General features: G+C 38.8%; 18 protein-coding genes. 11 read left to right on the top strand and 7 right to left on the bottom strand.

The genetic code is table 11. The features are described 5' to 3' along the window. Positions 1-130: 130 nt before the first annotated feature. From ACSVH6_RS07560 to ACSVH6_RS07545, 4 genes are read left to right on the top strand one after another with little or no spacing between them, the layout of a single operon-like run. Positions 131-2,098, top strand: coding sequence for a peptidylprolyl isomerase (locus ACSVH6_RS07560; protein WP_438077121.1), 1,968 nt, complete (start codon positions 131-133; stop codon positions 2,096-2,098). Between the two features lies 1 nt (position 2,099). Further along, complete coding sequence (locus ACSVH6_RS07555; RefSeq protein WP_438077119.1) at positions 2,100-2,948, top strand: hypothetical protein; 849 nt, start codon at positions 2,100-2,102, stop codon at positions 2,946-2,948. Continuing rightward, positions 2,911-4,335, top strand: coding sequence for a peptidylprolyl isomerase (locus ACSVH6_RS07550; protein ID WP_438077565.1), 1,425 nt, complete (start codon positions 2,911-2,913; stop codon positions 4,333-4,335). Before ACSVH6_RS07555 ends, ACSVH6_RS07550 begins: the two co-directional genes overlap by 38 nt. A gap of 50 nt (positions 4,336-4,385) precedes the next feature. Then, positions 4,386-5,339, top strand: coding sequence for an AAA family ATPase (locus ACSVH6_RS07545; RefSeq protein WP_438077117.1), 954 nt, complete (start codon positions 4,386-4,388; stop codon positions 5,337-5,339). On the opposite strand, the gene ACSVH6_RS07540 is transcribed toward ACSVH6_RS07545, so the two are convergent. Further along, positions 5,336-6,415, bottom strand: coding sequence for a hypothetical protein (locus tag ACSVH6_RS07540; protein WP_438077115.1), 1,080 nt, complete (start codon positions 6,413-6,415; stop codon positions 5,336-5,338). The genes ACSVH6_RS07545 and ACSVH6_RS07540 overlap by 4 nt on opposite strands. Before the next feature lie 74 nt (positions 6,416-6,489). Here ACSVH6_RS07540 and ACSVH6_RS07535 point away from each other — a divergent pair, with 74 nt between their 5' ends. Both ACSVH6_RS07535 and ACSVH6_RS07530 read left to right on the top strand, forming a co-directional pair. Next, entirely contained in the window at positions 6,490-7,608 is a 1,119-nt protein-coding gene (locus ACSVH6_RS07535) for an acyltransferase family protein (protein WP_438077113.1), read from the top strand. 165 nt (positions 7,609-7,773) lie between these two features. Next, on the top strand, positions 7,774-10,038 hold the full coding sequence (locus ACSVH6_RS07530; protein WP_438077111.1) for an aconitate hydratase: 2,265 nt from the start codon (positions 7,774-7,776) through the stop codon (positions 10,036-10,038). A gap of 50 nt (positions 10,039-10,088) precedes the next feature. On the opposite strand, the gene ACSVH6_RS07525 is transcribed toward ACSVH6_RS07530, so the two are convergent. The 3 genes from ACSVH6_RS07525 to ACSVH6_RS07515 form a co-directional block, all read right to left on the bottom strand. After that, positions 10,089-10,460, bottom strand: a complete 372-nt coding sequence (locus tag ACSVH6_RS07525) for a hypothetical protein (protein WP_438077109.1) — start codon at positions 10,458-10,460, stop codon at positions 10,089-10,091. Positions 10,461-10,609: 149 nt separating this feature from the next. After that, entirely contained in the window at positions 10,610-12,058 is a 1,449-nt protein-coding gene (locus ACSVH6_RS07520) for a glyceraldehyde-3-phosphate dehydrogenase (RefSeq protein ID WP_438077107.1), read from the bottom strand. 154 nt (positions 12,059-12,212) lie between these two features. Beyond that, a complete protein-coding gene (locus ACSVH6_RS07515) occupies positions 12,213-13,601 on the bottom strand; it encodes a S1C family serine protease (RefSeq protein WP_438077105.1) in 1,389 nt (462 codons plus the stop codon). A gap of 133 nt (positions 13,602-13,734) precedes the next feature. Between ACSVH6_RS07515 and dapF the strand changes: the two genes are divergently transcribed. The 5 genes from dapF (at position 13,735) to ACSVH6_RS07490 (ending at position 17,741) form a co-directional block, all read left to right on the top strand. Continuing rightward, positions 13,735-14,517 carry a diaminopimelate epimerase gene (gene dapF / locus ACSVH6_RS07510; RefSeq protein ID WP_438077103.1) on the top strand — a complete coding sequence of 261 codons (783 nt, stop codon included), beginning with the start codon at positions 13,735-13,737 and terminating at the stop codon, positions 14,515-14,517. Continuing rightward, complete coding sequence (locus ACSVH6_RS07505) at positions 14,511-15,062, top strand: GNAT family N-acetyltransferase (RefSeq protein WP_438077101.1); 552 nt, start codon at positions 14,511-14,513, stop codon at positions 15,060-15,062. The genes dapF and ACSVH6_RS07505 overlap by 7 nt, the downstream gene beginning before the upstream one ends. Before the next feature lie 2 nt (positions 15,063-15,064). Further along, positions 15,065-16,093, top strand: a complete 1,029-nt coding sequence (gene mltG, locus ACSVH6_RS07500; protein WP_438077563.1) for an endolytic transglycosylase MltG — start codon at positions 15,065-15,067, stop codon at positions 16,091-16,093. A gap of 3 nt (positions 16,094-16,096) precedes the next feature. Further along, positions 16,097-17,008, top strand: a complete 912-nt coding sequence (locus ACSVH6_RS07495; RefSeq protein ID WP_438077099.1) for a DUF2279 domain-containing protein — start codon at positions 16,097-16,099, stop codon at positions 17,006-17,008. A 97-nt stretch (positions 17,009-17,105) separates the two neighbouring features. After that, the gene (locus ACSVH6_RS07490) at positions 17,106-17,741 is read left to right on the top strand and encodes a peptidoglycan-binding protein LysM (protein ID WP_438077097.1); all 636 of its coding nucleotides are present in this window, start codon (positions 17,106-17,108) and stop codon (positions 17,739-17,741) included. Position 17,742: 1 nt separating this feature from the next. Here the strand turns inward: ACSVH6_RS07490 and ACSVH6_RS07485 are convergent, their stop codons facing one another. From ACSVH6_RS07485 to dnaA, 3 genes are read right to left on the bottom strand one after another with little or no spacing between them, the layout of a single operon-like run. After that, positions 17,743-18,465 carry an SAM-dependent methyltransferase gene (locus ACSVH6_RS07485; RefSeq protein ID WP_438077095.1) on the bottom strand — a complete coding sequence of 241 codons (723 nt, stop codon included), beginning with the start codon at positions 18,463-18,465 and terminating at the stop codon, positions 17,743-17,745. A gap of 48 nt (positions 18,466-18,513) precedes the next feature. Then, a complete protein-coding gene (locus ACSVH6_RS07480) occupies positions 18,514-18,981 on the bottom strand; it encodes a low molecular weight protein-tyrosine-phosphatase (protein WP_438077094.1) in 468 nt (155 codons plus the stop codon). A gap of 40 nt (positions 18,982-19,021) precedes the next feature. After that, entirely contained in the window at positions 19,022-20,449 is a 1,428-nt protein-coding gene (gene dnaA, locus ACSVH6_RS07475; RefSeq protein ID WP_131475402.1) for a chromosomal replication initiator protein DnaA, read from the bottom strand. Between the last annotated feature and the right edge of the window lie 7 nt (positions 20,450-20,456).

Genomic DNA, 20,456 nt, shown 5'->3' with positions numbered 1-20,456 from the left:
GCACCGATAGTTGTATAATGTGATTGAATTGTTACTTTTGTTGATTGTAATACTGCTGTTTTCACAGTAGGTTGCCGATAATGAGATTACATTTTAACAGGTTCCATTTAAAAGAAGAAAATTTACAGCAATGAGCATTAAACAATTGTTTTTCGGATTATTACTCACGGTGGCTTTTACCGGATTTGCCCAAAATAAAAACAAAGAAGTACTGTTTACCATTAATGACAAGCCCTACTATACCGATGAGTTTGCCAGAGTGTATAAGAAGAATCTCGATTTAGTAAAAGATGAATCCCAAAAGGATTTGAACCAATACCTGGAATTGTTTGTGGGGTATAAGCTGAAAGTGAACAAAGCTTACAAATTGGGTCTTCAAAATAATGTGCAATACCAAAATGAGTTGAAGTCGTATCGAACGCAGTTGGCTAAAAACTATTTTAACGATACGAAAATTACCCAGGAGTTGATGGAAGAGGGATACAATCGTCTGCAGAAAGAGATTAAAGCTTCTCATATTTTGATACTGGTAGACGAAAATGCTTCTCCGGAAGATACCTTAAAAGCGTATAAAAAAATAGAAGATATCAGCAAAAAAGCGCTGGCCGGTGAAGACTTCGGTACTTTGGCAACACAATATTCAGAAGATCCTTCTGCCAAAGAAAACAAAGGAAGTCTGGGGTATTTCTCTGCCTTTCGCATGGTGTATCCTTTTGAAACCGCAGCATACAACACACCAAAAGGAAAAATCTCCAAAATTATCAGAACCCGTTTCGGGTACCACATCCTGAAAGTAGATGACATCAGACCGAACCGTGGAGAGGTAACTGTGGCTCACATTATGATTTTGAATCCGAAAGAAGGAGATGCCGATCAGGATAAAGCCAAAAACACCATCAATGAAATCTATACTAAAATCTCTCAAGGCGAAAAGTTTGAGGATTTGGCCAAGCAATTTTCGGATGATAAATCGTCGTCTTCCAAAGGAGGTGTTTTGAATCGTTTTGCTTCGGGGCAGTTGAGTTCGGAAGAGTTTGAAAATGCTGCTTTTGCTCTTACGGAAAAGAATCAAATCTCAAAACCGTTCCAATCGCAGTTTGGTTGGCATATCGTGAAACTGATTGAAAAACATCCGGTAAAAACCATGGATGAAATGAAAGGGGAGTTGGAAGCTAAAATTGGAAAAGACGACCGTTCTAAAAAGATAGTGGCTTCGTTGAACGAAAAGCTCAGAAAGAAATACACCTTCAAAAGAGATAACAAACAATACGCGGCTCTTGCCAAATTAGTAACCGCTGATTTCTATGATTCAAAATGGAAATTGCCGGCCAACATAGACGATTACAAAACCACCTTGTTGACGATCAATGCTAAAAAGATTGACGGCAAAACGTTTTTGGAATATGTAGACAAACAACAAAAATCAGGATTAACCATCAAACCGGTTGCCAAGCTGGTAGATGCTTTGTATGACAAGTTTTTGAACGAACAGTTAACGGCCTACTACGACGAAAATTTAGAGAATGAATTTCCTGAATTTGCCAATGTGATGGAAGAATACCGCGATGGGTTGTTGCTTTTTGATTTGATGGAAAAAGAAATCTGGGAGCGTTCTAAAACCGATACGGTTGGGTTGCAGAAATTCTACGAAGCGCATAAAATGGAACATTTGTGGAAAAAAAGAATAGATGCTACGATTATCTCCTCTACGAAGTTGGAAGAAATTAAAAAAGCCTTGGCTTTGTTGAAAAAGAAAACAGAGCCTCAGGATATCAAAGCCAAACTGAATGTCAATAATGTGGTGAATGTGATGACCAATAGCGGCACTTTTGAAGAAGGCAGTGATGCTTTGCCTAAAGGGATTAAGTACGAAGTGGGAATTTCAGACATCTTCAAAGAAGGAGAATATTACTTTGTGACCAAAGTAGATAAAGTATTGCCGGAAGGCGTGAAAACTTTTGAAGAGTGCAAGGGTAAAATCGTAAACGATTATCAGCAATATCTGGAGCAAAACTGGGTGAATGATTTGAAAAAAGAATTTACAGTGAAAATCAATACCGATGTTTTTGAGAATGTCAAAAAACAATTAAATCCGTAACATGATTAAGAATAGTTGCTTCTTACTCTTTTTGATCCTGTCTTCCTGTAATTATTTCAAACCGGAAAAGAAAGCAGAATCAATAGCCAGAGTCGGAAAGAGCTATTTGTATAAAAGCGATATTGCTACGTTGGTTCCGGCCGGGACTTCCAAAGCGGACAGTATTTTGATAGTGCGGGATTTTATTGACCGATGGGCGAGTCAAAAGTTGCTGATTGATGCTGCAGAACGCAATCTCAGTGAAAAGAAGAAAGGGGAATTTGGTAATTTAATCCGGCAATATAAGATTGATTTGTATACCAAAGCCTATATAGAGGAAGTGGTAAAAAACACAGTCGATACGGTTGTGAGTCCGGAGGAATTAAAAAAATATTACAACGACAATAAGGAGAATTTTAAAACCAACGGAACTTTAGTGCGACTGCGCTATGTGCATTTGGCCAAAAATAATCCGCGTTTTGTGACCATAAGAAGTAAGTTCTTTGATTACAACAAAAAAGACAAAAAGTTTTGGGACACCTACGCTTTGCAGTTCAAGAGTTTTGCGCTCAACGACAGTGTTTGGGTTGATATGAGTCAGGTCTATGCCAAGCTGCCGGTCATCAACCCGGATAACCGCGATGAGCTGATGCGGGCCGGAAAAAAAATAGAAATTCAGCATCAGGAGGATGTCTATTTAATCAAAGTGACTAATGTGATTGATAAGAATCAAATTTCACCGTTTGAGTACCTTAAGCCCACATTGAAGGAAGTCATTTTGAACAAAAGAAAATTAGAATTGATAAAGAAATTTGAAAAAGAAATTACGGATGATGCCATTAAAAACAAGGATTATGAAATTTACAAGTAGCAAATTAGCAGTTACCCTGATTGCGACCATAGGGGCTGTGTTTTTTGCCCATGCCCAGGAGATTATAAAAGACTCGGTGAAAACGAAAACACCCGATACCACCCGCAGACAAAAAGTGGATGGTGTTATTGCCACCGTAGGAGATTATATCATACTGGATTCCGATATTGACAAATCCTTTTTGGAGTTATCCAGTCAGGGCAATTCGATAAAAGATATCACCCGTTGTCAAATGCTGGGGAAATTACTGGAAGAAAAACTGTATGCTCATCAGGCGGTACAAGACAGTATTATTGTGAAAGACGAGGAGATCAAAGAAAAAATGGATGATCAGGTAAACTATATGGTAGAGCAGTTGGGCTCTATGGAAAAAGTCATCCAGTATTTCAAAAAAAGCAATGAAGAGGAATTCCGAAACGAGTTGTTTGACATCATTAAGACCAATAAGTTAGGTGCTGAAATGCAAAAGAAAATTGTTGACGGTGTGGAAATCACACCGGAAGAAACCCGTACCTTTTTTAAATCGATTCCGACCGCCGATTTACCGGTGTTTGGTGCTGAAATGGAGGTTGCACAGATTGTGATTGCACCGAAAATTTCGGATGAAGAAAAACAAAGGGTTATCAATCGTTTGAAGGAAATCAAAGCGGAAGTATTGGCCGGAGCGAGTTTCAAAACCCGGGCCGTAATCTATTCGGATGACCGCGGTTCGGCAGCCAACGGAGGGTTTTATAAAATTAACCGAAAAACCCAATTTGTCAAAGAGTTTAAAGATGTTGCCTTTAGTTTGGGCGAAGGCGAAATTTCAGAACCGTTTGAAACCGAATACGGGTACCACATTATTATGGTTGAAAAAATATTGGGACAGGACATAGAGTTGCGCCATATTTTAATGATGCCGAAAGTGTCTGATCAGGCACTGAAAGATGCTAAAGAAAAAATCACCACAATCAAACAACGCATTGAAAAAGGAGAAATCACTTTCGCGGAAGCGGCCCGTACTTTGTCTGATGAGAAAGAAACACGCGCCAATGGTGGGGTTTTGATTAATCCGAAAACTCAGGATACTCACTTTGAATTGACTAAAATGGATCCGAGTCTTTACAGCGAAGTGTCGAATTTGAAAAACGGTGCGGTAACTCAACCTATTTTGGATGATGATCCGAGAGCCGGTAAAAAATATAAAATCATCACCGTGACCAACCGTATAGATGAGCATACCGCTGATTACGCTAAGGACTATACGAAAATCAAAGATTTGGCTTTGAAAGAAAAACAAATCAAAGCGATTGCTAAATGGAGTGATGAGAAAATCAAAGAAACCTATATCAAAATTAATGGGGAATACCGTGATTGTGTTTTTGCCAATAATTGGTTGAAAAAATAATTGTACTTTAGAAAAAAATCTGATTTCATAATTCAAAAATCCTGGATATCATGTCTGATGTTGCTGCCATTCAAAATTTAGTTCAAAAAAGGACCGAACTTAAAAAAGAGATTGCTAAGATAATTGTTGGTCAAGACGATGTGGTTGACCAAATCTTATTGAGTATCTTTTCCGGAGGTCATGCCTTGTTGGTGGGGGTTCCCGGTTTGGCCAAAACGCTGATGGTGAATACCATTTCACAAGCCTTGGGCTTAGATTTTAAACGCATTCAGTTCACCCCGGATTTGATGCCTTCGGACATTTTAGGAAGTGAGATTTTGGACGAAAGCCGTCAGTTTAAGTTCATTAAAGGACCTATTTTTGCCAACATTATTTTGGCAGACGAGATTAACAGAACACCACCCAAAACTCAGGCGGCCTTGTTGGAAGCGATGCAGGAAAGAGCGGTGACCATAGCCGGTCAGAACTATAAACTGGATTTGCCGTATTTTGTTTTGGCTACTCAAAACCCGATTGAGCAGGAGGGAACCTATCCGTTACCCGAAGCACAGTTGGACCGTTTTATGTTTGCCATTAAATTAGAGTATCCCACTTTTGCGGAAGAGGTTGAAGTGGTGAAAAGCACTACTTCTGATGCTAAACCGGTAATTCATCCTTTGTTCTCTGCACAGGAGATTATTGACTTTCAACATTTGATTCGCCGTATCCCGGTAGCCGATAATGTGGTGGAGTACGCTGTAACCTTGGTTGGCAAAACCAGACCTAAAAGCCCATTGGCTTCCGAATATGTTAACAATTATTTGGATTGGGGTGCCGGGCCAAGAGCTTCGCAAAACTTGATTTTGGCTGCCAAAGCGAATGCCGCTTTCCATGGAAAATTCTCTCCGGACATTGAAGATGTAAAAGCTGTTGCTGTGGGGATTTTACGCCACCGTATCATCAAAAATTATAAAGCTGATGCGGAAGGCATTTCGGAAGAAATGATTATTGCCAAATTGCTTTAATTTTTCCGGAGTATCGCATCCAATTCTTTATCGTAAAAAAACAGGAACATACTGCCCATCATATCCTGAGGGGTTGCAGTAGTATTATTGACGTCTAATACTATTTCGTAGTCGTGATTTTTGTAGAGCCAAATGCCTTCCTCGGAAGCAAAAGGCGCTATGCGGGTCAATCCGATTTTCCCTTTGTGATTTATTATTTTACTGGTAAAAATGGCTTTTTGAGCCGTTTTATCATACAAAGTAATTTGTGTCGCAAAAGGATGGACATGGATGGCTGCAGCATGCAAGCGCAAACTGTCTTGTAGTTGCAATTGTTCATTAATACTGCTGCGGTAGGTGTTTTTCCCTGTGGGAATCACCCAATGCCCTGAGAGTTTGTTGCCTTTACCATCATCATAGCTGTGGTTTTTGGTTTCCACGGGAATGCACTGATTGGTTCCGGGGTCGGTTGGTTCTTTGTACGGATCCCATTTGTCATAAGGCAACATGATAAAAGCCGTTCGGCTCATTAGTGGTTTTAAATCCGGTTCTTTGGAATACTTAATGTCAACTTCGTGTCGGATCCAAAAATTGGCATCGGGCAGGTTGTGGTTTAAGGATTCGGTTGTTACATAAAGCAGTTCGTTGCCTTTCATCGGAACTCCGTAACCTTTAGGAAAACTGAAGCTTTCCAGTCCGTGAGAGAGCGAGGTCAGACGAGGGAATTGAGTTCCGATTCTTTTTTCCAAATGAAACGAACTGTAATATTTCACATCGTTGAAGTCGATATTGGTGTGGCAGATAAAATCTTTGGAGATGGTTTTGAGCGACTTGGCATCCAGTGCTCTTACCTGAAACCCGGTCAACCAAACCACAGCAGAATCCTGAGTGAGTTGAACGTAATTTGATGCTTTCGGGCCTTCCATTGATTTGTAGATGTTGTCAATGTAAAACTCGGGAGATATCATTTTATAGGTTTGTTGCCGATTATCTACTTTCCAGTTCGGATTTACAATCCCCAGCTTTTCGAACACATATGATTTTACGATGGCTTTATGACGATTAGGCAACTGCCAGTAGTAAATTCCGCCACTCAAGAGGACAATTAGAAGCAGTACTCCTGAAATTTTATATATCTTTGGTTGCAACATATTACAAAAGTACATTTTATATGATTGGAAATCAAACCGGGCAAAGGATATTTGGGCTGGATTTAATGCGTGCCTTGGCCATACTGATGGTTTTGTTTGGTCACTGTGTTTGGATTTTTCCGGAGTCTCAGGGGCTTTTTCACCAAATGATGGTGCTGTCAGGCTTTTTAGGCGTGGAGGTTTTCTTTGTTTTGAGCGGTTTCCTTATTGGTAAACTATTGTACGAGTTGTATTTAAAGGAAGATTTTTCAGTTGCTAAGGTATTTTATTTTCTCAAGAGGAGATGGTTCAGAACGTTGCCCAATTATTTTTTAATCCTGTTGGTTGATATTGGAATAGCCGGTTTGGTAGGCTATACTACCCCTTCTTTGTGGAAGTATTTTTTCTTTCTGCAGAATTTTAATACCACCATGCTCTCCTTTTTCCCTGAATCGTGGAGTCTTTCTGTAGAAGAGTACGCCTACATAGTTTTGCCGTTTTTTCTCTTCGCTGTGGGAACAGTCGTCCGGCCAAAAGACAAGTCCCGATTTTTTTTAGGTTCGGTCCTCGCGCTGATATTGATTTTCTTTTGTGCTAAAATTTATTATCAAATTACCACCACAAATGTCAACGTGACCCAATGGAATGTTTCTTTGAAAGCGGTAGTTGTGTATCGGTTGGATAGTATTTTTATCGGCGTACTATGCAGCTGGGTTTATTGCAATTTTAAGAGTTTTTGGCAAAACAACAAGCTTATTTTCTTTGTTTTGGGACTCTGCATTTTTGTATTTCAATTTATTGCGATTGGCTACTTCAGATTGCTCATTGAAACGCATCCGTTGCTATGGAATGTTTTTTACCTGCCTTTGGTTTCTTTGGCTGTAGCTTGTTTTCTGCCGTTTTTATCCGATTGGGAAACAGAAATGTCGTTTCTGAAACAGCCCGTAGTTTTTATCAGTATTGTTTCGTATTCTGTTTATCTGCTGCATTACAGTGTGGTGCTGCAGCTTTTGAAACACTATATTCACTATGATCCGGCACAACCGCTTCAGCTGTATGGATTCGTGTTGGCTTATGTTTCCATTACCTTCTTTTTGAGCTATTTGCTCTATCGTTTTTATGAAAAACCCATGATGGATTTACGGGATAAAAATTGGTAATTTGTCATTTTTTGATAATATAAATAAAGAATTGACAAAAAACGCTTCTTAAAAATCAGCTTTTCACAAATCATAAGGGACGAGCAACATATTAGGGTAAAATCATTTTTTTGAAGTACAACGTTTTCGTAAATTTGCACTGCTAAACAAATAAACCCAATTGATATGGCTTTTGATATTGAAATGATTGAAAAAGTGTATGCTACCATGGCAGCTCGTGTGGATAAAGCAAGAGCGCTTGTCGGACGCCCACTTACGTTATCTGAAAAGATTTTATACTCACACTTATGGGAAGGAATGCCTTCTCAATCCTTTACACGCGGAAAAGATTACGTTGATTTTGCTCCCGACAGAGTAGCCTGTCAAGATGCTACAGCCCAAATGGCTTTGTTGCAATTCATGCACGCCGGTAAGAGCAAAGTAGCCGTGCCTACGACTGTACACTGTGATCACTTGATTCAGGCTAAAGTAGGAGCTACCACTGATTTGGCTGTGGCCAATTCACAATCTAAAGAAGTTTTTGATTTTCTGTCTTCTGTATCCAATAAATACGGTATCGGATTTTGGAAACCGGGGTCGGGAATTATTCACCAAATCGTTTTGGAAAACTATGCTTTCCCGGGTGGAATGATGATTGGAACCGATTCGCATACGGTGAATGCCGGCGGATTAGGAATGTTGGCTATTGGTGTTGGTGGAGCAGATGCCGTTGATGTTATGTCGGGCATGTCATGGGAATTGAAGTTTCCGAAATTAATCGGAGTAAAACTGACCGGAAAATTAAACGGTTGGACTGCGCCAAAAGATGTTATTTTGAAAGTAGCTGATATCCTTACTGTAAAAGGAGGTACGGGTGCTATCGTTGAATATTTCGGTGAAGGGGCAACCAATATGTCATGTACCGGAAAAGGAACCATTTGTAATATGGGTGCCGAAATTGGGGCGACCACTTCTACTTTTGGATACGATGATTCTATGAGAAGGTATTTAGCTGCTACAGGACGTCAGGACGTAGTAAATGCTGCTGATAAAGTAGCCGATTACTTAACCGGTGATGCCGAAGTATATGCTAATCCAAGCCAGTATTTTGACCAAGTAATTGAAATCAATTTGTCCGAATTAGAGCCACATATCAACGGTCCTTTTACTCCGGACCGAGGTACGCCTGTTTCTAAAATGAAAGAAGAGGCTGCTGCTAACGGTTGGCCGTTAAAAGTAGAGTGGGGATTAATCGGTTCGTGTACCAACTCTTCGTACGAAGATATGGCTCGTGCGGCTTCTATTGTAGAGCAAGCCGTAGCGCACGGCATTACGCCTAAAGCAGAATTCGGAATTAATCCGGGATCAGAACAAATTCGTTATACTATAGAAAGAGACGGTATCATTGCCACTTTTGAAAAAATGGGTACCAAAGTATTTACGAATGCTTGCGGACCTTGTATCGGACAATGGGACAGAGAAGGTGCAGATAAGGGTGAAAAAAATACCATTGTGCACTCGTTTAACAGAAACTTTTCCAAACGTGCTGACGGAAACCCCAATACGCATGCTTTCGTAACGTCGCCGGAAATGGTGGCTGCGTTGGCTATTTCAGGAGATTTGTCTTTCAACCCGTTAACCGATACGTTGTTGAATGATAATGGGGAAGAAGTAAAATTGAACCCGCCACACGGTGATGAGTTGCCTACTAAAGGTTTTGATGTAGAGGATGCAGGATTCCAAGCCCCGGCTGCTGATGGTTCATCGGTTGAGGTGGTCGTTTCTCCTACTTCAGACCGTTTACAGTTGTTAGCTCCTTTTGATGCTTGGGACGGAAAAAATATTACCGGTGCTAAGCTATTAATCAAAGCCTTCGGAAAATGTACTACAGACCACATTTCGATGGCCGGACCTTGGTTGCGTTTCCGTGGACATTTAGATAATATTTCCAACAATATGTTGATTGGAGCTGTGAATGCTTACAATCAGGAAGCCAATAAAGTGAAAAATCAATTGACCGGAACATACGATGCGGTTCCTGCTGTGCAAAGAGCTTATAAAGCTGCCGGAGTTGCTTCTATTGTAGTAGGGGATCAAAACTATGGAGAAGGTTCTTCCCGTGAACATGCTGCTATGGAACCTCGTTTCTTGGGTGTTAAAGCGGTTTTGGTGAAATCGTTTGCCCGTATCCATGAAACCAATTTGAAAAAGCAAGGAATGTTGGCGTTGACTTTTGCTAATGAAGCAGACTATGATAAAATTCAAGAAGATGATACCATCAACTTCTTAGACTTGACAGAATTTGCACCGGGTAAACCGTTGACGTTAGAGTTTGTCCATGCCGATGGTTCTAAAGATATCATTATGGCCAATCATACTTATAACGACAGCCAGATAGGCTGGTTTGTTGCCGGTTCTGCCTTGAACCTTATTGCGGCAGGTAAAGCTTAACGGTTTTTATATTTTTATAAAAAAAGCTCCGCATTAATGCGGAGCTTTTTTTAATTAACCTTTTTATAAACTTCCTTGATTCCGTTGTTCCAGTCTACCGTTTCATAATAGAATTCGACCGCGGTTAGATCCTTCTTCTTTTTGATCACACATTTCCCGGTTACATTGGCCTCTAATCCCTTTACGGTAACTTTTTTGTTGTTTTCCAGTTTATTGGCTAAAAACAAATCGTATACCTTGGCGGCTATGTCTTGACGAATGGTCATCTTGGCATTAAAAGTACTGATGATTACAGTTCCTTTTTTGGAACGAGAAACTAACTCCATTCCGTTTTGGCCATAATTGTAGGTCTTTATTTTTGGTTCTTCATTCGAAAAGGCAAAAGAACTGCAAAGCAATAAGCTGAAAATTACTTTTTTCATAAATCAGATTTGTGGGTCTTAATTAGAACGCGAAAAATAGTAATTTATTATTCAAAAAACAGTATTTATTAACAAAAAATTGTTAATAACAACAAAAAATCCGCTCAACTGCATGAGTTAAGCGGATTTTTCTGAATCAATTTTAACTATTAATAGTAAGTATAGCGTCTTACTTTGGCGATGTATTTGGCCAAACGGATTACCTGATGGCTGTAACCGTACTCGTTATCATACCAAACATACATGACAATGTTCTTTCCGTCGCCCGAAACAATAGTGGCATTGCTGTCATAAATTGAAGGTTGAGCTGTGCCGACTATATCAGAAGAAACTAACTCGTTGTTTAAAGAGTAACGGATTTGTTCTACCAATTCGCCTTCTAAAGCATACTTTTTCATGATGGCATTTACTTCTTCAATAGAAGTTTCTTTGCCGACTTCTAAATTCAAAACAACGAGGGAGCCATTGGGAACAGGAACGCGAATTGCATTTGAAGTCAATTTTCCTGCTAAGCTCGGTAATGCTTTGGCTACTGCGGTTCCGGCTCCGGTTTCAGTGATTACCATGTTTAAAGCGGCTGCTCTTCCACGACGGTATTTTTTGTGCATGTTGTCTACCAAATTTTGGTCGTTGGTATATGCATGTATTGTTTCTAAATGACCTTTTACAACACCCAATGTATCTTCGATAGCTTTTAAAACAGGTGTGATGGCATTGGTAGTACAAGAAGCTGCTGAAAAAATATCAACGGTTTCAGGATTGTAATCATTATGGTTTACTCCGTAAACAATATTCGGAACTCCTTTGCCCGGTGCAGTTAATAAAACTTTGTCTACTCCTTTTGACGTTAAGTGACGTTTCAAGGCTTCTTCTGTGGTGAAAGCTCCGGTATTGTCGATGACTAAAGCGTCTTCTATGCCATATTTTGTGTAATCAATTTCTTCAGGACCGGCAGCTGTAATAATGTGTACGGTAGTTCCGTTGATGATTAAAGCATTGTTTTCCGGGTCAGCCTGTACAGAACCTTCAAAGTCACCGTGAACAGAATCGTAACGTAATAAGGATGCTCTTTTTTCTAAAGATAAGGCGTCATTTCGGTCACGGGTAACAATAGCGCGCAAACGCAATTGTTGTCCTTTTCCTATTTTGCTCATCATTTCACGAGCCAACAGACGTCCGATTCTACCAAAACCATAAAGTACCACGTCTTTTGGTTTGATGTTTTGGAAATCTTTAGCATTGGAAAGTTTGTCTATTACAAAAGCTTTACAGTCGTGGTATTTGTTGTCTTCTAAGTGGTACTCATAAGTTAGTTTGCCAATGTCGATACGCGATGGTGGCAGGTCCAAACTTTCGATAGCCCGGGCTATTTCAACAGAATCAAAAACATTGATGGGTTTTTGAACAAATTCACCGGCATATTCGTGTAAATTCATAATATCGCTCACATTTCGGTCGATTAACTGGTTTCTGAAAAGAACCAATTCAATGGATTTGTCGTACCATAAATCGCTGATGATTTTGATGAATTCAACTCCTGCCTTTCGACGATCAGCCTGAAATGATAATTCCTTCTCGTATAAAGTATTACTGTTCATAAAAGAAATAAGTATTTAGTTGTGTTTTAAAATGAAATTTGGCGCAAAAGTAATGATTCAAAGTCTATGGCGAAAACGATTTCGTAATTTTTTAACAATAAAAAAAAGCCAGTCCTAAAAAGGGCTGGCTTGGCATTATAGTTAGTAAGATGAATTATATAATAACCTGTATGATTTGTCCGATTCCGTTGATCATTTGAATGCTCACATTTTGATTTTCGTCTTTTTTATTGAGAAAACTTGAAATGGTTTCTACATCAGTTGCTTTTACATTATCTACCGAGAGAATGATGCCTCCTTTGAGTTGGTCATAATATGGTTTCAGATTTTCATTGTTAATGTCTTTAATGCGAACACCGTAACTGATTCGAAATTTCTTTTTGTCAGCTGAGGTGATGTTTTCCAATTCCAAACCTTTAAACTCCGTAGTGAAAACGTCATTTTTTATCAAAGAAACCATAGCTGTTTTGGTTTCTCCATCTCTAATAAACGTAACTTTTACTTTATCATTAGGTCTTTTTGTGCTGATGTATCCGGATAGCTCGGCAAAGGTGTTGATGTTTTGAGTATCCAGTTTTTTGATTACATCGCCTTTTTGTAACCCGGCTTTCTCGGCTCCTGAGCCTTTGGTTACTTTGTTGATATAGAACCCTTCTGTGTCTTTGATGCCAAATTCCTGAGAAGCTTTACTGTTCAATTCTGAACCCTCCACACCTAAAATACCTCTTTGTACTCCTCCGAATTCCATGATGTCTTCAATGATTTTTCGGGTAATATTAGATGGAATTGCGAAAGAATAACCGGCATAACTTCCGGTGGGTGACGAAATCATAGTGTTGATACCGATTAGCTCGCCTCGAGTGTTTACCAATGCTCCACCGCTGTTGCCGGGGTTAACCGCTGCATCGGTTTGGATAAAAGACTGCAATCCGTTGTTTTCTAAATTTCGGGCCTTAGCCGATACAATTCCTGCAGTTACAGTTGAAGTTAAATTATACGGATTTCCCACCGCTAACACCCATTCGCCAACTTTTACCTGATCGGAATCGGCAAAAGAAGAATACGGTAATTTTTCATCGGCATTGATTTTCAGCAACGCTATGTCCATTTTGGAATCGGTGCCGATTAGTTTTGCTTTGTATGATTTGTTGTTGTTTAAGGTAACTTCAAGCTCAGTCGCATCCTGAATTACGTGGTTATTGGTCACAATATAACCGTCTTCTGAAATGATAACACCCGAGCCGGTTCCGATTTGTTCCTGTTGCTGTCCTCCTCGTTGTCCGTAGAAAAATTCCATAATCGGATTTGAAACGGTTCTGACGGAAACGTTCTTTACGTGTACCACAGTATGTACAGCGTTTTCGGCTGCGGTGGTAAAGTCAACAGCTTCTCCGTTAAATCCGACTGCTTTAGTATAGTTGCCTGGTGCCATGGTTACAATCGAATCGCGATTGCTTTTTCCTTCTATAAATAATTTGTATGCCCCAAGAGTGGTCGCGCCACTTAATAAAGAAACCAAAAATAAACCAGATAATCGTTTCATAGTCATTTACATTTTAAATTATTTACAGTAAAATTATAAAGATTCAATTTTTTGTCCAATACCCTTTAACGGTGGTTTAACACTTTTTAAGTTAATCTTAATATTTGTTATCTTTGTGGAAGGAAACCGCACTATGAAACTTTTTTTTACCAAATATCAAGGGACCGGAAATGATTTTGTCATGATTGATAACCGTGACAATTCCTTCCCAAAAGACAATGTTAAGCTTATCGAGAAACTCTGTGATCGGCGCTTCGGTATAGGAGCCGACGGGTTAATACTACTTGAAAACGATTTAGAAACTGATTTCAAGATGGTGTATTACAACTCCGATGGGAATGAAAGTTCGATGTGTGGTAACGGAGGCCGTTGCCTGGTAGCTTTTGCCAAGAGTTTGCGTGTGATTCATGATCAAACTACTTTTTTAGCTACTGATGGGTTGCATCATGCCTATGTTTTAGAAGACGGAATTATTTCCTTGGGGATGAAAAACGTTCTGGAGGTAAAAATGGAAACCGATTATGTTTTTCTGAACACCGGTTCGCCTCATCATGTCATGATGGTGGAGGAGTTGGATGGTTTTGATGTAAAAGGAATTGGTGCTCAAATTCGCTATTCTGATTTGTATGGAAAAACCGGAAGCAATGTAAATTTTGTCAAGCAACTTTCGGATAATCACTTCCGTTTGCGAACCTATGAGCGTGGGGTGGAAGATGAGACGTATTCCTGCGGAACGGGAGCCACAGCTACTGCAATTGCCATGCATGCCCTTGGAAAAACCAATTCCAATCATGTTTATCTTGATGTCGAAGGAGGCAAGCTGGAAGTTTCGTTTGAGAAAATCGGAAACAGTTATACCAATGTTTTCCTGAAAGGACCGGCTGTTTTTGTTTTTGAAGGAGATATAGAATGGTAACATTAAAAGGGAGCAGTATCTATCTTCGTGCTTTAGAACCTGAAGATTTGGAGTTTGTCTACTCCATAGAAAATGATGAAAATATTTGGGAAGTCAGCAATACGATTACCCCCTACAGTAAATTTCTGATTCGTCAGTATCTTGAAAATGCCCATCAGGATATATATGAGGCTAAGCAATTACGCTTGGCAATTTGTAAAAATGACGATCTTACTCCAATAGGCTTGATAGATTTGTTTGATTTTGATATTAAGAATAAGCGTGCCGGAGTTGGTATTGTCATTCAAAATGAAATTGACAGAAACAGCGGATTTGGTAAAGAAGCTTTGAGTTTGGTGATTTCTTATGCTTTTCGGCACTTACAATTGCATCAGTTGTATGCAAATATTGGAACAGAAAATTCAGCGAGCTTGTCACTTTTTACTACATTTGGTTTCGAAAAAATCGGTGTCAAGAAGGACTGGAATTTTACCGGTGATACTTTTCATGATGAAGCTCTTTTTCAATTAATTAAAAAAATAAACACTAACTATTTTCAGTCTTGAACGTGAATAAAAATAAAATTATTAAGGGTTTAGGAATTGTTTTCCTTGTTGTGATTTTGGTTGTTTTTGTCAAGTTTTTTACTTCGGATACTAATTTTGAACAAAACGAAATGTATGTTGAAATTCCAACAGGCTCTAATTACGATGCCGTAGAAAAAATTATTTCGCCTTACGTTAAAAATATGAGCGATTTTGAAATTATAGCAAAGCTCCGCTCGTATCAAAATCATGTAAAACCGGGAAGATTTCTGTTCAAGAAAGGAATGAATGCTTTTCAGTTAGTGGGTGCCATGCGTCGAAATGTACCCGTAAAACTTGCGTTTAACAATCAGGAAAGATTAGAAAATTTGTGTGAACGCTTGAGTTCTCAAATAGAACCTGACACCACAAAATTGTTGGCTACTTTCCGAGATACTGTTTTTTTGCAGAAAAACGGTTTTACCAAAGATAATGTGTTTTCTATGTTTTTGCCTAATACGTACGAGGTGTATTGGAATATTTCGGCTGAAAAATTTCGCGAAAAAATGTTGAAAGAGTACAACCGTTTTTGGAATAAAGACAGAATTGCTAAAGCGGAAGCTTTAAATATGACACCTGTTCAGGTGATTACATTAGCTTCTATAGTACACAAAGAATCTGTAAAGAAAAGTGAAAGACCTATTATCGCCGGAGTTTATTTAAATCGATTGAAACAAGGTATGCCATTACAAGCTGATCCCACTGTGATCTATGCTCTGAAACTGCGCGATAATAATTTTGATCAAATCATTAAGCGGGTTTTATATAATGATTTGTTTATCAATTCTCCTTACAATACATACCAAAAAGAAGGATTGCCTCCGGGACCCATTGCTATGCCTGATGTTGATGCTATTGATGCCGTACTGAGCCCGGCACAACACAATTACCTTTATTTTTGCGCCAGTGTGGAACGCTTCGGGTATCATGAATTTGCGGCAACTATGGCGCAACACAGTATCAATGCCAAGAAATATGCCGATTGGCTCAATGCTCAGGGGACCAAACGCTAATTTTTGAAGACAAGGTGCTACATAATTGTATGGTTCTTTTTTACAAGTTTTGTTGTAGCACAAAACTCAGTTGCACTTTTTTTAAAACCCTCTGATACTCTAAACAAGAAACGACTCAAAACAATTGTTCTTTCTGAAGCAGCTTTGGGAACAGGAACCTTGATTGCATTGAATCAGGTTTGGTACGCCGATTATCCCAGGTCTAATTTTCACTTTATTAATGATAATGCAGAATGGTTGCAGATGGATAAAGCAGGACATATTTTTTCGTCCTATCATTTGGGAAGTTTTGGAGCCCAAGCTTTGAGATGGTCAGGGTGCGACAGAAAATCACAACTTATTTATGGCTCAACCCTAGGATTGGCTTTTATGACTACCGTTGAGGTTTTTGATGGTTATTCGGCCAATTGGGGAGCTTCAATGGGAGATGTTGTGGCTAATGTTTCGGGAACAGCTTTATTTGTGTCTCAGGAATTGTTATGGCAGGAGCAACGAATCGTGCCTAAATTTTCTTTTCATACTACTACATATGCTTCTCAAAGACCTGAGGTTTTGGGTAGTTCCATACAAGAGCAAATCTTAAAAGATTACAATGGGCAAACCTATTGGCTTTCTGGTAATATTTATTCGTTTGTCAAAGGAACCAAGTTTCCAAAATGGTTGAACATTGCATTGGGATATGGTGCCGAGGGAATGATAACCGGAAATGATAAATTTGTTGATACTATTTCCTCTTATGAGAACAAAAGATACCGTCAATTTTACCTCAGTCTTGACGTTGATTTGACTAAAATTGAAACAAAATCCCATTTTGTTAAGACAATTTTAACAATTTTCAATACTATTAAGATTCCCGCTCCTGCCTTTGAAATCAAGGGGAACGGCGGTTCAAAAATGCATTTAATCTACTTTTGAAGTAGTTTAACTGCTTGATATTCAATTTTATAAAATTAGTTGTATATTTGCAGCCGTAAATTTCATGTCGGTGACAGCGCTTGAGAAATAACAATTAATGATAAAAAAAGGAATTTTTTACATCGCCATTCTACTCACAGTAGCTTTTATAAGCTCTGGTTTTAAACCTTATACTTCTCAAATCAAAGACGGTTTTCGTTTTGATGAAAATAGCGGATTATCTTATATTTTTCCATCTCAAAATTATATCGACTACGTAACTCTTAAAATCCCGTTTACCGGAAGATTTTTTATTGGCTTCAAGGAAGCTTTGGCTCATAAGGAATCCCAAGGAAAATACAGAAAAATTAATTCATTAGGATACATGGGTAAGTATCAATTTGGTGCCGAAACCCTTAAGTCTATTGGGATTCATGATAGTGTAGGCTTTTTAAACAACCCTAAGCTTCAGGAAAAAGCATTTATCGCTTTGCTGTCCAAAAATAAATACGAGCTTCAGGATTATATTGATTATTTCGATGGTAAAATCGTCGATGGAGTAAAAATCACTGAGTCAGGAATTTTAGCGGCTGCACATTTAGGCGGAACCGGTTCGGTAAAACGATTTCTTAACTCTAATGGGGAGAAGAAGTGCAAGGACGATTACGGAACCTCAGTCAAAACGTATTTAAAAGATTTTGGAGGCTACGAGACCAAAGGAATCAAAGCCGTCAAAAACGCCAGAGTAGATTAATTTATATTTTGTGAATGATAAAAATAGTAGGTCGATTGTGTAAATCGACCTTTGTTTTTTTCCAATCGGCCACCCGTAATGTCTTGATGTATTCCGTAGGTAGTGTAATGTCACTGGCAATACACAAAAGGGTGTTAGGCTGTAACGTTTGCAGAAAATCTTCCAGTAATTTGTTGTTTCGATAAGGGGTTTCTATGAAAATCTGAGATTGATTTTTATCATGAGAAAGCTTCTCGTAATTTTTCAAAGCTGATTTTTTTTCCCCTTTATCAATAGGAAGGTAGCCGTTGAAAGCAAAACTTTGACCGTTCATTCCCGAACCCATCATCGCCAATAAAATAGAAGAAGGACCTACTAGTGGAACAACCTGAATTCCGTTTTCATGTGCAATTTTTACTATAGCGGCTCCGGGATCAGCAACTCCGGGGCATCCGGCTTCGCTCATTAAGCCAACATTTATGCCGCTTAGGCAAGGCGCTAGCATCAGGTTGTAATCGGTAACTTTAGTATGTTTGTTAAGAGTAGATATTTTTAAACTCGGCTGTGCTTTTTCAGGTTGAATCGCTTTAATGAATTTTCGGGCAGTCTTTTCATTTTCTACAATGTAGTAATCTATGAAGTCAATGGCTCTTTTAACAGTCTGAGGCAATACATCATGCGGGTTCATTTCTCCCAAAGTGGTCGGTATCAAATAAAGCTTTCCTTTGAGCGTAACCGGTTTCATCTGTTTTTAGGTGTGATTTTTATGTATAAAATGAAATGCTAAAGCATTTTAAGAATGTTTTTCTATCAGTTTTTGGGCTAGGATTTCACAAGTTTCATCCAGCATTTCATAAACCATATCGAAGCCATTTTGCAATCCATAATAGGGATCGGGAACATCAACATTTTCGCCCGGGAACAGATAATTCAAGATCATATCTACTTTTTCTTTGTCAGCTTCAGTTTTTGCCAATTCCATGATGTTGTCATAGTTGGAATTATCCATGGCAAAAATATAATCGAAATCGTCAAAATCTTTTGAAGAAAATTGTCTTGCTTTTTGATAGGTAATATTTAAGCCATGTTTTTGGGCTGTAGTGATTGACCGCATATCAGGTTGTTTGCCAATATGGTAGGCTCCCGTTCCGGCGGAGTCAACAATGAATTTGTCTGATGGGAGTTTTGAGGCTAAAATACCTTCTGCCAAGGGAGATCGGCAAATGTTTCCTAGACAAACCATCAGAATTTTAACGGGCATATTATTGTTTTCTAAGTTGCAAACTTAGTCAAAAAGCCAATTACAGCGATAATTTTTTGTGAATATCTTCTACAAACTTTTTGAACTGTTTGTCGGTTGAAACTAGGTTGTCAACAGTTTTGCAGGCATGTAGAACGGTAGCATGATCACGGTCGCCAATTTGTGAACCAATGTTGGCCAAAGAGGATTTAGTGAATTTTTTTGCAAAAAACATGGCCAGTTGACGGGCTTGCACCACATGTCGCTTTCTGGTTTTGGACTGTAGTGTGTCGACATCCAATTGAAAATAGTCCGAAACTACCTTTTGGATGTAGTCTATTGAAATTTCTCGTTTTACATTCTTAACGAATTTTTCCACTACACTTTTAGCCAAATCCAAAGTCACTTCTTTTTTGTTGAAAGAAGATTGAGCAATCAGCGAAATGATAGCGCCTTCTAACTCTCTTACGTTCGATTTGATGTTTCTGGCTACATATTCTACAATTTCTTCCGGCATTTCCACACCGTCTCGGTAGAGAATGTTTTTTAGGATAGAAATTCTGGTTTCGTAATCCGGTTGGTGTAACTCGGCAGACAATCCCCATTTGAAACGAGACAATAAACGTTGTTCGATGTCTTGCATGTCCACAGGTGCTTTGTCTGAAGTCAGGATTACTTGTTTGCCGTTTTGGTGTAAGTAATTGAAAATATGGAAGAATACATCCTGCGTTCCTGATTTTCCGGAAAGGAATTGAACGTCATCAATAATCAATACGTCTATCAATTGGTAGAAATGGATGAAGTCGTTTCTGTTGTTTTTCTTAACAGAATCTATATACTGTTGGGTGAAAACTTCAGCGGAGATGTATAAAACAGTTTTTTCAGGATATTTATCTTTAATTTCCACTCCAATAGCGTGGGCTAAGTGCGTTTTCCCCAAACCAACACCACCAAAAATCAATAGCGGATTGAACGAGGTTCCTCCCGGTTTATTGGCTACAGCCATACCCGCAGAACGGGCCAAACGGTTTGAATCCCCTTCCAGAAAATTATCAAAACTATAATTCGGATTAAGTTGTGACTCAATTTTTAAGTTTCGAATTCCGGGAATTACAAAAGGATTTTTTAATTCAGGATTCAGGTTCTTGAATGGCGCGTCAACGTCTTGTGATTTTATCGGACTGCGGTGTGCACTTGGCAACTGTTCCGTAAACGGTTGTTTATTGCCATAAGTGTTTTCCATTTTAATTTTATAGAGTAACTTTGCGTTTTTACCAAGTTCTTTAGTTAACGCCACTTTCAATAATTTCACATAATGCTCCTCAAGCCATTCGTAGAAAAATTTACTCGGTACTTGAATGTATAATGCATTGTCAGTAAGCTCGACTGATTTAATCGGTTCAAACCAAGTTTTAAAAGCTTGCTCTTGAATGTTGTCTTTTATGAATAAAAGACAGTTTTCCCATACCGATTGCGCAGTTTTGCTCATATTGTGT

Source organism: Flavobacterium sp. XGLA_31 (genome assembly GCF_051547105.1).
Taxonomy (GTDB): domain Bacteria; phylum Bacteroidota; class Bacteroidia; order Flavobacteriales; family Flavobacteriaceae; genus Flavobacterium.
Note: the sequence above shows the minus strand (reverse complement) of the source record. Positions and strands in the feature narration are given on the sequence as shown.

Coding starts and splice junctions, on each gene's coding strand:
- ACSVH6_RS07485 (WP_438077095.1), bottom strand. CDS start 18,465: ATGAAACCGGTTACGCTCAAAGGAAAGCTTTATTTGATACCGACCACT.
- ACSVH6_RS07535 (WP_438077113.1), top strand. CDS start 6,490: ATGATTGGAAATCAAACCGGGCAAAGGATATTTGGGCTGGATTTAATG.
- ACSVH6_RS07550 (WP_438077565.1), top strand. CDS start 2,911: ATGCCATTAAAAACAAGGATTATGAAATTTACAAGTAGCAAATTAGCA.
- ACSVH6_RS07505 (WP_438077101.1), top strand. CDS start 14,511: ATGGTAACATTAAAAGGGAGCAGTATCTATCTTCGTGCTTTAGAACCT.
- ACSVH6_RS07520 (WP_438077107.1), bottom strand. CDS start 12,058: ATGAACAGTAATACTTTATACGAGAAGGAATTATCATTTCAGGCTGAT.
- ACSVH6_RS07515 (WP_438077105.1), bottom strand. CDS start 13,601: ATGAAACGATTATCTGGTTTATTTTTGGTTTCTTTATTAAGTGGCGCG.
- ACSVH6_RS07560 (WP_438077121.1), top strand. CDS start 131: ATGAGCATTAAACAATTGTTTTTCGGATTATTACTCACGGTGGCTTTT.
- ACSVH6_RS07555 (WP_438077119.1), top strand. CDS start 2,100: ATGATTAAGAATAGTTGCTTCTTACTCTTTTTGATCCTGTCTTCCTGT.
- dnaA (WP_131475402.1), bottom strand. CDS start 20,449: ATGAGCAAAACTGCGCAATCGGTATGGGAAAACTGTCTTTTATTCATA.
- ACSVH6_RS07530 (WP_438077111.1), top strand. CDS start 7,774: ATGGCTTTTGATATTGAAATGATTGAAAAAGTGTATGCTACCATGGCA.
- dapF (WP_438077103.1), top strand. CDS start 13,735: ATGAAACTTTTTTTTACCAAATATCAAGGGACCGGAAATGATTTTGTC.
- ACSVH6_RS07525 (WP_438077109.1), bottom strand. CDS start 10,460: ATGAAAAAAGTAATTTTCAGCTTATTGCTTTGCAGTTCTTTTGCCTTT.
- ACSVH6_RS07490 (WP_438077097.1), top strand. CDS start 17,106: ATGATAAAAAAAGGAATTTTTTACATCGCCATTCTACTCACAGTAGCT.
- ACSVH6_RS07480 (WP_438077094.1), bottom strand. CDS start 18,981: ATGCCCGTTAAAATTCTGATGGTTTGTCTAGGAAACATTTGCCGATCT.
- ACSVH6_RS07545 (WP_438077117.1), top strand. CDS start 4,386: ATGTCTGATGTTGCTGCCATTCAAAATTTAGTTCAAAAAAGGACCGAA.